This window comes from Flavobacterium cryophilum (assembly GCF_048286555.1).
Taxonomy (GTDB): Bacteria; Bacteroidota; Bacteroidia; order Flavobacteriales; family Flavobacteriaceae; genus Flavobacterium.
The window spans coordinates 83,318-97,186 of the sequence record NZ_JBLVPZ010000009.1 but is presented as its reverse complement, the minus strand read 5'-3'; the positions used below and the strand labels follow the sequence as shown (position 1 = coordinate 97,186).

Here is a 13,869-nt window from a genome sequence, read left to right as displayed (position 1 = left end):
CCTGTTAATACAAAGGCAGAACGTGACAATAGCGAACAGTTTACCCAAGTGATATTATTCCTAATGATTTTTTAGTAAAAAAGGATTAGGCAATAGATTTGCAGCCACATAAAATGATAGGATGAGGAATTTAAATGGCAATTCAATAAGTGATATTTTCAGTTACTTAAATCAAAAAATAGAATGAAACAATTTCTGCGTAGATTGAATGGCCACAGTAAAAAAACAGTAAAAAAATAGCTCTTTATAAAAATAGGAATTTTAACTCGCCCTGAAAAGTAAAAAATTACTAATGCTTTGTCTTTTTGCAAAGCCAAAACTGCTTCTAAATCGAAAAATTAAATTTAGTAAAACGGTAAATACGAATTAAAATATTAATAGTTAAAGCCTGTTTAATTACCACTCGTTTACTTTATTGGCGTCCATTTTTATAAATATAAATAATAATATAGTGAACCCCCAGAGACCAGATCCTCCGTAAGAAAAGAAAGGAAGTGGAACTCCAATTGTTGGAAAAATACCAACTACCATTGCAATATTTACAAAGAAATGAATAAATAAAATACCGGCAACGCAATATCCATAAACTCTGCTGAATTTTGTTTTTTGTCGTTCTGCCAGGTAAATTATTCTAAGAAATAAACCTGCAAAAAGAGCGATTACTACTAATGAGCCTGCAAAGCCCCATTCCTCACCTACAGTTGTGAATATATAATCAGTATGTTGTTCAGGGACAAATCCTCCTTTAGTTTGCGTGCCTTCTAAAAACCCTTTTCCTAACCAACCTCCTGAACCAATTGCGATTTCAGATTGATTGGTATTATAACCGATTCCCTTTAGATCGACGGTTTTGCCCAAAAGTATATTAAAACGGTCCCTATGATGTTGTTTAAATACATTTTCGAAAACATAGTCTACCGATAAAACAAACCCAGAAATAATAATAAAAAGAATACTGCTTAAAATAATATTTCTATCGGCTAATCTTGATTTGAAATAAACTAATATTAATGTTATTAGTGCTATAAAAATTACATATTGCGGTTCTAATACAAGTGTTAATACAAACAAAAGGATAGCAATAAATCCTGTCCAAACATACCATGAAGGTAAGCCTTCGCGGTACAAGACGATGATAAAGATGCTGTATATTAGCGCACTCCCAGGGTCAGGTTGCGGCAGTATTAGGATGACCGGCAAAAGTATTATTGCAAGCGCTTGTACTTGCCTGTTCACTTCTTTTAGATTAATTTGGGTGTCGCTTAAATATTTGGCTAACGCTAAAGCAGTGGCAGCTTTTGCAAATTCAGAAGGTTGGATAGTAAAACTTCCTATCGCGTACCAACAACGCTGACCGGCGATAGTTTTTCCAAATAAAAACAATCCTGCTAATGTAAGTAAAGAAATTCCAAAAATGATACTTGCGTATTTCTCGTAAAATTTACCGTCAACAGAAAGCACAATAAAAATTAAAGGAATAGTTAATATAATGAATATCAGCTGTTTTTCATGAGTGTCTTCCATTGATGAAAGCGAAGACGAGTAGATATTTAGCCAACCCATAATAACTAATGATACATATATTATGATGCTTATCCAGTCAATGTTATTTGTTATGCTTTGGTTTTTCATCTGAATTAAATAGCTTGTTTAATCGATTTGGTGGTATCTGCTTTTTTTACAGCTGGAATTATTGTTTTCTTTTTTAGAAGTGAATCGCTAATTCTTAATTGTAATTTCACGGCTTCAGACAGGCCTCCTAATTTAGCATATTCGCTTTGTAAACTTATTGCGAGTACTCTTTTTTCTAAATCTGTTCTGGTGATTTTTTGTCTGAGGTATTTTTCAATCATCAAGCTGGCAATTGGGCCCGCAATTGTTGCTCCAAAGCCTCCGTTTTCAATCATGATGGCTATTGCAATTTTGGGGTTATCCTTTGGCGCAAAAGCTACAAATATAGAGTGATCTTTTAGTTGAATTCTTTTACCTCCTATATTTGCGTAATTTTCTGCGGTTCCTGTTTTACCGCAAATATCTATTCCTTCTACTCGAAGTGAACTTGCTGTACCCAAATTATAAACGTCAAATAAACCACTTATAATAGGTTTGTAGTACTTTTTGTCGATTGTGGTGACATGTTTGGTTGTGAATTTTTTGTCGATTTTGTGTCCTTCTATTTTTTTGATGATATGAGGCGTGTAGTAATATCCTTCATTGGCAACGGTTGCCATCATGTTGGCGAGCTGTATAGGCGTCATCAAAACTTCTCCCTGCCCGATGGCATTGGATATGATTGTAGTGCCTCTCCAGCCTCCGTTTGGATATACTCTTTTATAAGTTTTTGAATTGGGTACGTTTCCTTTTTTACCGGTTGGCAAATCATAGCCCATAAATTGCCCTAATCCAAAACTTTTTAAATGATTGCTCCATACGTCAACGGCATAAGCAGGTTTTGCATATTTGGCGATTGTTTTTAAATAGGCATTTGAAAAGTAAGCGTTACAAGATCTATAGACTCCGTTGTTTAACCGGACATTTCCAAAAATTTTACAGTGGCATCTCTGAAATCGCCCACGCCCGTAACTAAAACCGCCATTACAAAAGAAAGTAGTTTGCTCATCAACGACTCCTTCTTGCAGCGCTACCAGTCCAGTCAGGATTTTAAAGGGTGAGCCAGGAGGATATTCGGCCAGTAAACCTCTGTCATATAGCGGTTTTGCAATGGAGTCGCGGTACAACGCTGTATAATTCTTTGATCGTTGTCTACCTACTAAAAGTCCTGGGTCATAAGATGGTGCAGTTATCAATGCTAATATTTCGCCGGTACGAGGTTCAATTGCTACAATTCCACCTCGTTTATTAATCATTAACTCCTCGCCATACTTTTGAATTGTGGCGTCTATCGTAAGGTTAATGTCTTCACCTTGAACCGCGGTAGTATCGTATTTTCCATTTTTATAAGAACCGATTTCCCTATTGTATTTGTCTTTTTGAATGTATTTTACGCCCTTTACTCCTCGTAAAAGTTCTTCATAGCTTTCTTCAACTCCTTGTCGTCCAATTAAATCGCCGCTGTTGTAGTATGGATTTTTGGCTACCAATTTTTCATTTACCTGAGTAATGCCCCCAAATACATTAGCCCCAAATGCTACTTCGTAGTCACGAAGTGAACGCTTTTGAACATAAAACCCTTCGTATTTTCTTATTTTCTCTTGAAAAGCAGCAAATTCACTTTTGTTCAATTGAGATAAAAAAACAGAGGGTAACCGCGGACTGTATGTCCTAGCTTTTGCAATTTTTTTAATGAAATCTTCTTTTGTGATGTTCAGTAATTGACAAAATTCTAACGTATCCATTTTTTTTACTTCCCTTGGAATGACCATGATGTCATAGGATGCTTGATTGGAAACTAATAACTTTCCTTTTCGATCATAAATATAGCCTCTTTCTGGATATTCAAATTTTTTTTTAATGGCATTGTTTTCCGACTTTAGTTTTAAAGTATCGTCAACAATTTGCAAATAAAAGATTCGCAGTACAAGAGAAAATGTAGCTAAAATGATTAAAGAAGGTAACAAGACTTTTCTCATCTTTTGTTTGGCTTAATTAAATATATTATAATAATACAAATAATGATTGTAAATACGGTGCTTAATAAAGTTCTGATTAGGATATCAAATATGAAACTAAATTGGAATGCTCCCAATAAAAATAATGTAAAGTGATGGATTACAACAGAGAGTAATATAAAAGAGAATCTTTCAGGCGTTAATACGTCATTTAATTTCACTGTTTGATATTCATAGCTTAGTCCAAATGCAAATTTAAAAATAGATGGTCTAAAATAGGCTAGAATTAAACATGCAGTGGCATGTATTCCGCCTGAATTGCTAAACATGTCCATTATAAGTCCAAGTAAAAAACTTGTCACTACTAGACCTGACTTGTTCCCATTAACTGGGTAAAGTATAATGAACAGTAGGTAAGGAAAAGGGCTTATATATCCCAAAAAATTCATGTTGTTAAATATGATAATTTGAACTGCTAATAACAGAATAAATCGAAAAATATTGGCTAACCATGCGCTATTCATCGTTTTCTCCTTTTTCTAAATTAATGATTTCTTCACGATCTTTGCTTTTTATTATATAGACATGACCTAAATTTGTCATGTCATTAAATAATCTTATGTTTATAGTGTAATAATTATTTTTTTCTTCTATATATATATTTTCAATAGTGCCTATTCCTATGTCTTCTGGAAAAATTACCGATTGACCACCGGTTACGATGGTATCTCCTTTACGTATTGCCGCTAATCGAGGGACATCAATCAATTGAACAAAGCCAGTGCTTTTTCCGTCCCAAATTAAAGAACCAAAGTGATTTGACTTTTTGATTTTGGCATTGATTCGAGATTTTTTATTTAGAATGCTAATTACAGTTGAATAATTTGGCGATGTATTTTCTATGATACCAACAATTCCTAAACTGTTAATTACGCCCATATCTGGTTTTATGCCTTGTAATTCTCCTGAATTTAAGGTCAAGTAATTTTCATAGACATTGTAGGAGTTATGGATCACTTTTGAAACAACAATGTCGGCCGGATTTACACCTTTGATACTGTCCAGTTTTTTTATTACTGTAGTGTCTTTACGATTAAATAAAAGACTTTTTAGTTTTGCATTCTCGAGAGCAAGTGCATCATTTTGAGTTTTTAAATTCAAATATTCGTTAAGATTGTTCACCTTTTCGTATACTCCGCCACTTAAAAAGTTTGCAGAGCTAATTATTTTGCTCCTGTGGAACGAATGGGATTGAATGGTGAGTGTTAACGAGATACCCAAAAGCAGCAAAAACAGTAATCTATTACTGTTTTTAAAAATAAAATTAAATATTTGCTGCATTTCTTAACGGTATAATGTAAATAACTGTAGGTCTTGTAATCTAATTGCTTAAAGTTAACTTGAGCTTGAAGGCTGACTAGTGTAACACAAACGGACTATTTTATTAAAATGCTTTTAAATTTTGCGATGTTTTTAAGTGCCATACCAGTTCCTCTAACTACGGCTCTTAAAGGATCTTCAGCAATGTAAACAGGCAAATCTGTTTTTTGTGAAATCCTTTTATCAAGACCTCTTAGCATAGATCCTCCACCAGCAAGGTAAATTCCTGTGTTGTATATATCAGCAGCTAATTCAGGCGGTGTTTGGGATAACGTTTCCATTACAGCATCTTCAATTCGTTGGATTGATTTGTCTAATGCTTTAGCAATTTCTCTATATGAAACTTCTACTTGTTTTGGTTTACCGGTCAATAAATCTCGACCTTGAACTGACATGTCTTCGGGAGGAGTTTCTAAATCTTCTATTGCAGCACCAATTTGAATTTTTATTTTTTCAGCGGTAGTCTCGCCAACAAAAAGATTGTGTTGCGTACGCATGTAATAAACGATGTCATTTGTAAACACATCTCCAGCAATTTTTACTGATTTATCACATACAATACCACCCAATGCTATTACGGCAATTTCTGTTGTTCCACCACCTATGTCAACGATCATGTTTCCTTTAGGTTGCATAATATCGATTCCAATACCTATTGCCGCAGCCATAGGTTCGTGTATCAAATAGACTTCCTTACCGTTCACTCTTTCGCATGATTCTTTTACAGCTCGCATCTCCACTTCAGTAATACCGGAAGGAATACATACAACCATTCGTAAAGCGGGCGTAAACATTCTCTTCTTCAATGCGGGTATGCTTTTAATAAATAAGCTTATCATTTTTTCAGAAGCATCAAAATCAGCAATTACGCCATCTTTCAAAGGCCTTATTGTTTTAATGTTTTCATGTGTTTTACCCTGCATCAAACTGGCTTCTTTACCAACAGCGATGATTTTGCCAGAAACTCTATCACGAGCAACTATCGAAGGGCTGTCTATGACAACTTTATCATTATGTATAATTAAAGTGTTGGCGGTACCAAGGTCTATCGCAATATCCTCGGTCATGAAATCAAAAAATCCCATAAGTTTTTTAAGGGTTAAAAGTTATAAATTTGTGACGGGCAAAGTTAAACAAATTAATGTTTAAAATGACGAGTTCCTGTAAATACCATTGCAACTTTATTTTCATTACAATAATTAATACTCAATTCGTCTTTTATTGATCCTCCTGGCTGAATTACAGCGGTTATTCCAGCCTCTTTGGCTATTTCGACGCAATCTGGAAAAGGGAAAAAAGCGTCGCTCGCCATCACTGCTCCATGCAAATCAAAGTGAAAATTATTCGCTTTTTCAATTGCTTGTTGCAAGGCATCAACTCTTGATGTCTGTCCGGTTCCTGAAGCAATAAGTGTACCATTTTTTGCAAAAACAATTGTGTTTGATTTTGTGTTTTTACAAATTTTAGAGGCAAAAATTAAATCCTGAATTTCTTGTTCAGTGGGTGCCGTTATAGTAACGGGTCTTAAGTCTTCTTTATTGTCAGTTATATTGTTTCTTTCCTGAACTAAAATTCCGTTTAGGCAAGTGCGAACTTGTTTTTGTGGCAGATCTACTTCGTTTTGGACTAATATAATTCGGTTTTTCTTTTCTTGTAGTATAACAATGGCTTGCGTATCATATTCCGGAGCAATCACCACTTCGCAAAACAATTTGTTTATTTCTAAAGCAGTAACAACATCAATTTTTGTATTCGAAATTAAAACTCCGCCAAAAGCTGAAGTTGGATCGCAGGCCAAAGCCGTAAGGTAAGCTTCGCTAATTGTGGCTCTTGTTGCTAAACCACAGGCATTATTGTGTTTTAAGATCGCAAATGTAGGGCCGTCATTTTTGAATTCAGTGATCAAATTTACCGCAGCATCTACATCTAATAAATTGTTGTAGGACAACTCTTTTCCGTGAATTTTTTTGAATATAGCGTCAAAATCACCGAAGAAAAATCCTTTTTGATGCGGGTTCTCACCGTATCTCAAAACTTGACCGCTGGCGATACTTTGTTTATAGATTGTTTCGTCAGTATTGAAATAATTAAAAATTGCAGTATCATAATGTGATGAAACATGAAATGCTTTTGTAGCCAATAATTTTCTGTCTTCCAGTGTTGTTGCTCCGTTTTGCGATGTAATCAAATCCAAAAGCAAACCATATTGGTCAACCGATGCAACAATTACGGTGTCCTTAAAGTTTTTTGCGGCAGCACGTATCAAAGAAATACCACCAATATCTATTTTTTCAATAATATCTGATTCACTTGCTCCGGAAGCTACCGTTTTTTCAAAAGGATATAAATCAACAATTACTAAATCTATTTGTGGAATGTTGAACTCTATCATTTGTTGCACATCACTCTCATTGTCTTGGCGGTTTAAGATTCCTCCAAAAACTTTTGGGTGTAATGTTTTTACTCGACCACCTAAAATAGAAGGGTAGGAAGTAACATCTTCAACAGGAATTACAGGAATTCCTAAATTTTTTATAAAATCTTCAGTTCCTCCTGTAGAATAAAGTGTAACATTTTGACTGTTTAGTTGTCTTACTATAGGTTCTAATCCTTCTTTTGAAAAGACAGAGATTAATGCCGATTGAATTGTTTTTGTTGTGTTCATTATGTAGTTATAGTTATAAAGTGCAAAAATAGTTTTTTAATGTGAAAATTAAGCCATTTGAAAATGAGATAATGTGTAATTTTTCACTCTCAATTCATTGGCAAAGATAAAATAATTGATTCACACAACGGCAGATACATTTTTCATTAGGTTTTTGAATAATATTTATGGAATTTTACTTTAATACAAAAAAATTTTTATGCTAGTTTACCTGCGATTGTTACAAGAGAGTTTAGGCTTTGCTATGAATGCATTGCGAAACAACAAGTTAAGAACGTTGCTTTCTTTGCTAGGAGTTACTATTGGAATTTTTTCGATCATAGCCGTACTAGCTGCTGTTGATTCTTTGGACAGAAAAATCACAAAAGACTTGAGTAGTTTGGATAAGAATACGATTTATTTAATGAAGTTTTCTTTCGGGCCTTCAGAGATTCCACAATGGAAAAGAGAACAGTTTCCTAATGTGAAGTACGACGAGTACACTTTTATGAAAGGTGCTATGACTAATACGAACCAGATGGCATATCAAATATTTACCCGAAGGGAATCTATTAAATATGACTCAAAAACAGTTAGTGATATCAATATTGTTCCTGTTTCTCATGAATTTATAGCTATTCAAGGACTTGAATTTGACAAAGGGAGATTTTATAATGAATCTGAGGCCAACTCTGGCGCTACAGTGATTGTTCTGGGAAATGAAATTGCAAAATCTTTATTTGAAAATTTGGAGCCTATCGGAAAAAATGTTCGCTTATACGGTAAGCGTTTTACCGTAATAGGTGTCCTCAAAAAAGAAGGCTCGGGTTTGTTTGGCGACAGTAATGATACATCAGCTTACATTCCAGTAAATTTTGTTCGTCAGCTGTATGGCGATAACAATACTTCGTTGACTAACGTTATTATTTTTAAACCAGAAAAAGGCGTGGATATGGATGCTTACAAAAGTGAAATATCTCAAAAACTAAGAAGTTTTAGAGGATTGAAAGCAGGAGAAATTGACAATTTTTTTATCAATGTGTTTTCGGGCTTTACGGATCTTATTGATGGAATTTTAGGCCAGATGAATGTAGTAGGCTGGATAATCAGTGGTTTTTCGTTACTGGTTGGAGGTTTTGGGATTGCCAATATTATGTTTGTTTCAGTGAAAGAGCGAACTAATTTGATTGGAATTCAAAAATCATTAGGAGCCAAAAATAGATTTATATTATTTCAGTTCTTGTTTGAAGCGATTATACTTTCAGTGATTGGCGGAATGATTGGACTTTTTCTTGTTTGGATAATTTCTGTAATCTTAACAAAAGCATTAGATTTCGAATTTGTTTTAAGCGTCGGAAATATTGTTTTGGGAACCGGACTGGCAGCCGTAATTGGATTAATATCAGGAATACTTCCAGCTATTTCTGCTTCAAAACTAGATCCTGTAGAAGCGATTAGAACGGGAATGTAAATCTAAGACGATCCGGCAAGTTAAAGAAATAAAAAAAACAGCTTTCAAAATTATTTGGAAGCTGTTTTTATTTGTAGTGAAATAGTCAAGAATAAATATTCCCGATTGCTCGAGATTTTATTTATCTGATAGTATTGTTTTGAATCAAATCAATATACAAGTTAATCTTGTCTTTCAATTCTTTTCGTGGGGTTATAAAGTCTAAGAAACCGTGTTCAAGTAAGAACTCCGCAGTCTGAAAACCTTCGGGTAAATCTTTACCAGTAGTGTCACGAACTACTCTTGGCCCGGCAAACCCAATTAATGCGCCTGGTTCAGAAATATTAATATCGCCCAACATGGCATAAGATGCAGTTGTTCCTCCTGTTGTAGGATCCGTACATAACGAAATGTAAGGCAATTTTGCTTCCGCAAGTTGCGCTAGTTTCACCGATGTTTTAGCAAGTTGCATCAAAGAATAGGCAGCTTCCATCATTCTCGCGCCACCTGATTTTGAAATCATTACAAAGGGTAACTTGTTTTTGATGGCGTGATCGATTCCTCTTGCGATTTTTTCTCCCACTACAGCTCCCATAGAACCACCGATAAAGGCAAAATCCATACAGCAGATAACAACATCTTTTCCTTTTGATTTACCAACTCCGGTGCGCACTGCGTCCTTCAGTTTGGTTTTTTCCATCACATCTTTTAAACGATCTGCATACTTTTTTGTATCAACAAAATGTAAAGGATCTTTAGACGTCATGTTTTTATCTAATTCAACAAATTCATTGTTGTCAAATAAAATTTGAAAATATTCTGTACTTCCAATTCTAACGTGAAAACCATCTTCGGGACTTACAAATAAGTTACGAGCTAGTTCATCGGCATCAATAATTTTTCCAGTTGGAGATTTGTACCAAAGTCCTTTTGGAATATCCATTTTGTCTTCGGTAGCAGTAGTAATCCCTTTTTCTTTTCTTTTAAACCAAGCCATTTGTTTAGTATTCAGTGTTCAGTAATCAGTGTTCAGTAATCAGTAAATAATCAATGTTCAGAATTAAGTATTTTGAGAACTGAACACTGATCACTGAATACTATTTATAATGTATTCACGTTGTTCAAGTCAGCAAATGCTTGCTCAAGTCTGGTGTTGAAAGTAACTTCGCTTTCACGCAACCATTTTCTTGGATCGTAATGTTTTTTGTTTGGAGCATCAGCACCTTCTGGGTTTCCAATTTGAGTTTTCAAATAATCGATATTTTTCACCATATAATCACGAATACCTTCCGTAAAAGCAAATTGTAAATCAGTATCGATATTCATTTTTATTACTCCGTAGCTAATTCCTTCTCTGATTTCTTCAAGAGTAGAACCTGAACCACCATGGAAAACGAAGTCTACGGGGTTGGGTCCAGTGCTAAATTTATTTTGAACAAAATCTTGAGAATTTTTTAAAATTTTTGGAGTCAATTTTACATTTCCTGGTTTGTAAACTCCATGTACGTTTCCAAAAGCAGCAGCAATTGTAAATCGTGGGCTAACTTTAGAAAGTTCTTCGTATGCGTAAGCAACTTCTTCAGGTTGTGTGTATAATTTAGAACTGTCTACATCAGAGTTGTCAACACCATCTTCTTCACCACCTGTAATTCCAAGTTCGATTTCAAGTGTCATTCCCATTTTGCTCATTCTTTCTAAATATCCTTTGCAAATTTCGATGTTTTCTTCGATCGGCTCCTCAGATAAATCAATCATGTGAGAAGAAAATAATGGTTTTCCAGTTTTAGCAAAATGTGCCTCTGAAGCATCCAATAAACCATCAATCCAAGGCAATAATTTTTTTGCGCAATGGTCAGTATGTAAAATTACGGTTGCTCCGTAAGCTTCCGCCAAAGTATGTATGTGCAATGCACCAGCAATTCCACCAGCGATTGCTGCTTTCTCGCCTGCATTAGAAAGTCCTTTTCCTGCATTAAACTGTGCTCCTCCGTTAGAAAATTGAATGATTACCGGAGCATTAAGTTTTGCTGCCGTTTCCAGTACACCATTAATCGTGTTTGATCCCGTAACATTCACTGCAGGTAGCGCAAATCCTTTTTCTTTAGCATAATTAAAAATTTCCTGAACTTGATCTCCTGTAGCTACGCCTGGTTTTATGTTGTGTGCCATTGTACTTTTTTTAGTTATTTTAATTAGTTTTTAGTTTGCAAAAATAAGAATTAATTAGCATTAGAAGGGATAATTTATTCCAAAATTTAAAACGGAGTTCGCAAAATTGTATTCTCTAAACCATCTTTTGTTACTTTCATTGGCTGGATTGTAAGTTTTAAATCCTAAATCAAAACGAATTACAAAAAAGCTCAAGTCATATCTAAGTCCAAATCCAGTACCTAAAGCAATATCTTTTAAGTCCTTAAATTGTGTAAATGTTGATTTCTCATCCTCGACGTTGTCCAATACGTTCCAAATATTTCCAGCATCGGCAAAGAGAGCTCCTTTTAAATTGCCTAGTAGCCTAAATCGATACTCTCCACTAATGGCAATTTTCATATTTGCCTCATTGAAATCATCTAAGGCGCCACTGCTTCCTGGACCTAAAGCATACGGTTGCCATGCTCGGTTGTCATTAGATCCTCCGGAAAAATAACTTCTTGAAAAGGGAACGTTATCTGAGTTTCCAAATGGGATCGCTATTCCAAAAAACGATCTAAAGGCAAATATTTTTTCTTTGGATAAATCCCAATGTTTAATATAATCAAATTCTGTTTTTATGTATTCTGAATATTCTAAATTGAATATTTCATAATTACCAATTGAATTTTTCTTCTGATTTGTTGTTACTGCAAAAGCAGATAAAATGGTACCGGCCGATTCTATTTTTGTTTTAAAAAGGTAAAAATTATTGTCTGTTAAATCTTTTTTGGTGGTTTTTGAAAACGTGAAACTGGTTGCCAAAATAAAATCATTCTCCGTCAGTCTCAATCTTCTTTCCTCAATACTTTTTACAGACTGAAAATCTGCGGGTTCTAATGGTTTCAAAAAGTTAGCGTTTCCAGTAAGAACATCATTTGTGAAACCAAGTGTCCCTTCTTCAATAAGCAAATCTTTATCAAGATCATTGTTGTAATAGGACGAATTAGTATTGTATTCTTTGCTGATTTCATTTAAGGCATTATAGGAAGAGCCGTAAACATTAAAGTAATTCTGCGGATTTAAATTCCGTACAAACTGAGTGTTAAACAAATCAAATCTAGCCGTATTGTTTCTTTTGGGAGTCCAATTGTATGATAATGCCCCAGTGAAATTCTCTTTGTCTAAACCAATATTCTGTTGTTTTGCAAAACCAACTGTGATTAGCGTAGATGGAATCATACTTTTTGGAATGATTTTTTCAGTGCTGAATGGCATGAAAATCCTTGGAATGTTAAGTTTTAAATCTAAACCATATTCAGAAACATTGAAAAAGTTATTCTTTGGATTTGCTAAATCCTTTGAAGATCCAATATTACCACGAACGGCTAATTCAAGCGTTTCGGCTCCATTGAAAACGTTTCGTACCGTTTCAGAAACACTTAAACCCACACCAAAATCCTGTATGTTAGAATGGGTAACATCAAATGTAGTCCCAAAACTATATTTTTTTCTGGGTGTTAAATATACTTTGGCAATCAATGATTGTGCGGTTGAGTCTTTAGGGTCAATTTCATATTGTATTGAAGGATAGTTGAAAATTTTAAGATTATTTAAATATCGCGTGGTCAATACGGTTTTGTAATCTGCAAATAACCCTCCTTTTGTTATGAATATGGCATTAGTAATTGATCGTGGTTTGTATTTTAATTTGTCTTGACTGTATAAATTAAAGTTGTTATAGGTTGTGCTATCTGTAAATTTTACGCTGCTAGTGCTTGGTGAATAATCAGTATAAATATTTACATCGCTTATTTTATATATTTTAAAAGGTTCCGTTCTGCTCGAATCTTGCTCTTGATAAGAATAATTATTAATCTTCAAATTTATATTGGCCTGATTGACTTTTTTAATAGTATCTATGTCAAAAGTTATATAATTTGGTTGGAAATAATACACGCCGTTGTTTCTGAAATGAGTGGTGATCCGATTTTTCTCATTATCAAAATCTTCTGTTTTATATTGATTTCCTGATTTAATAAAAGCGTTTGACCGGTTAGTTTCATATAAAGAATCTAGAGCCGGAGTTAAAATGGTAGTTCTTAAAGTATCTAAAAAATAAGCATTTCCTGGAGTAATAGCATATTGTATTTTAGCTTTTTTGATACTCAAAGTGTCTATTTTGTACGTGGCATTGACATTAAAAAAGCCATTGTTGAAATAATAGTATTTCAAGCGCAATAATGATTTGTCGGCTCTTTCTTTATCAATAATTATTGGTGGTTCTCCCGTTCTTTTCAAGAAATCATGGATTCCGTGATACCAGAAAGACTTTCCTAGTCGATTAACTTGTTTTTCCGACAGCCATTTTGATTTTCTGGCAAATTTTTCCGGATTATTTGTAAACTTGGCTTGATAAGTTGAATCTGGATTTAAATTGGCAAGGTTGTAGAGATTCAATCGCAAGCGATATCCAAGTAAGGTGCTGTTTGGTTTTTGATACAGTTGATTAAAAACATTTTCATCCTTAATTATTTTGTCATTTACAGTAATTTCGTTTTTTGTCAGCAGTAGTTTTCCGTCGGGAACTCTTTTTACAGCGTTACATGCGCAAATTAGTATTGCAATTAGAATAAATGCAGTTATTTTTGTGGAAGTTTTTTTCAAGTGTTCTAAAATATTTAATTCAAAAGTAC

The 13,869-nt window shown here is 34.2% G+C and carries 10 protein-coding genes; 1 reads left to right on the top strand and 9 read right to left on the bottom strand.

Annotation, left to right across the window (positions count from 1 at the left end):
- Positions 1-396: 396 nt before the first annotated feature.
- The 6 genes from rodA to purH form a co-directional block, all read right to left on the bottom strand.
- Complete coding sequence (gene rodA, locus ACNQGJ_RS13260; protein ID WP_417973483.1) at positions 397-1,632, bottom strand: rod shape-determining protein RodA; 1,236 nt, start codon at positions 1,630-1,632, stop codon at positions 397-399.
- Positions 1,633-1,637: 5 nt separating this feature from the next.
- Positions 1,638-3,590, bottom strand: coding sequence for a penicillin-binding protein 2 (gene mrdA, locus ACNQGJ_RS13255; protein WP_417973485.1), 1,953 nt, complete (start codon positions 3,588-3,590; stop codon positions 1,638-1,640).
- On the bottom strand, positions 3,587-4,093 hold the full coding sequence (mreD, locus tag ACNQGJ_RS13250) for a rod shape-determining protein MreD (RefSeq protein WP_417973487.1): 507 nt from the start codon (positions 4,091-4,093) through the stop codon (positions 3,587-3,589). Before mreD ends, mrdA begins: the two co-directional genes overlap by 4 nt.
- A complete protein-coding gene (gene mreC, locus ACNQGJ_RS13245) occupies positions 4,086-4,910 on the bottom strand; it encodes a rod shape-determining protein MreC (protein WP_417973489.1) in 825 nt (274 codons plus the stop codon). The genes mreD and mreC overlap by 8 nt, the downstream gene beginning before the upstream one ends.
- A gap of 95 nt (positions 4,911-5,005) precedes the next feature.
- On the bottom strand, positions 5,006-6,034 hold the full coding sequence (locus tag ACNQGJ_RS13240) for a rod shape-determining protein (RefSeq protein ID WP_417973491.1): 1,029 nt from the start codon (positions 6,032-6,034) through the stop codon (positions 5,006-5,008).
- A gap of 53 nt (positions 6,035-6,087) precedes the next feature.
- Positions 6,088-7,614: a bifunctional phosphoribosylaminoimidazolecarboxamide formyltransferase/IMP cyclohydrolase gene (gene purH / locus ACNQGJ_RS13235; protein ID WP_417973493.1), complete on the bottom strand. Its 1,527-nt coding sequence runs from the start codon at positions 7,612-7,614 to the stop codon at positions 6,088-6,090.
- Between the two features lie 199 nt (positions 7,615-7,813).
- Here purH and ACNQGJ_RS13230 point away from each other — a divergent pair, with 199 nt between their 5' ends.
- Positions 7,814-9,064 (top strand): ABC transporter permease, encoded by a 1,251-nt coding sequence (locus ACNQGJ_RS13230; RefSeq protein WP_417973495.1) that lies wholly within the window; start codon positions 7,814-7,816, stop codon positions 9,062-9,064.
- 121 nt (positions 9,065-9,185) lie between these two features.
- Here the strand turns inward: ACNQGJ_RS13230 and accD are convergent, their stop codons facing one another.
- The 3 genes from accD to tamL all read right to left on the bottom strand — a co-directional run bounded on the left by accD (position 9,186) and on the right by tamL (position 13,840).
- Positions 9,186-10,040 (bottom strand): acetyl-CoA carboxylase, carboxyltransferase subunit beta, encoded by an 855-nt coding sequence (gene accD / locus ACNQGJ_RS13225; protein ID WP_099713614.1) that lies wholly within the window; start codon positions 10,038-10,040, stop codon positions 9,186-9,188.
- Positions 10,041-10,144: 104 nt separating this feature from the next.
- Complete coding sequence (gene fbaA, locus ACNQGJ_RS13220) at positions 10,145-11,212, bottom strand: class II fructose-bisphosphate aldolase (protein ID WP_417973498.1); 1,068 nt, start codon at positions 11,210-11,212, stop codon at positions 10,145-10,147.
- A gap of 60 nt (positions 11,213-11,272) precedes the next feature.
- Positions 11,273-13,840, bottom strand: a complete 2,568-nt coding sequence (gene tamL, locus ACNQGJ_RS13215) for a translocation and assembly module lipoprotein TamL (RefSeq protein WP_417973500.1) — start codon at positions 13,838-13,840, stop codon at positions 11,273-11,275.
- Positions 13,841-13,869: the final 29 nt, after the last annotated feature.

What these genes read in the sequence shown, in the direction of transcription:
- mreD (WP_417973487.1), bottom strand. Translation starts at nt 4,093, where the DNA reads ATGAATAGCGCATGGTTAGCCAATATTTTTCGATTTATTCTGTTATTA.
- purH (WP_417973493.1), bottom strand. Translation starts at nt 7,614, where the DNA reads ATGAACACAACAAAAACAATTCAATCGGCATTAATCTCTGTCTTTTCA.
- fbaA (WP_417973498.1), bottom strand. Translation starts at nt 11,212, where the DNA reads ATGGCACACAACATAAAACCAGGCGTAGCTACAGGAGATCAAGTTCAG.
- mreC (WP_417973489.1), bottom strand. Translation starts at nt 4,910, where the DNA reads ATGCAGCAAATATTTAATTTTATTTTTAAAAACAGTAATAGATTACTG.
- ACNQGJ_RS13240 (WP_417973491.1), bottom strand. Translation starts at nt 6,034, where the DNA reads ATGGGATTTTTTGATTTCATGACCGAGGATATTGCGATAGACCTTGGT.
- accD (WP_099713614.1), bottom strand. Translation starts at nt 10,040, where the DNA reads ATGGCTTGGTTTAAAAGAAAAGAAAAAGGGATTACTACTGCTACCGAA.
- rodA (WP_417973483.1), bottom strand. Translation starts at nt 1,632, where the DNA reads ATGAAAAACCAAAGCATAACAAATAACATTGACTGGATAAGCATCATA.
- ACNQGJ_RS13230 (WP_417973495.1), top strand. Translation starts at nt 7,814, where the DNA reads ATGCTAGTTTACCTGCGATTGTTACAAGAGAGTTTAGGCTTTGCTATG.
- mrdA (WP_417973485.1), bottom strand. Translation starts at nt 3,590, where the DNA reads ATGAGAAAAGTCTTGTTACCTTCTTTAATCATTTTAGCTACATTTTCT.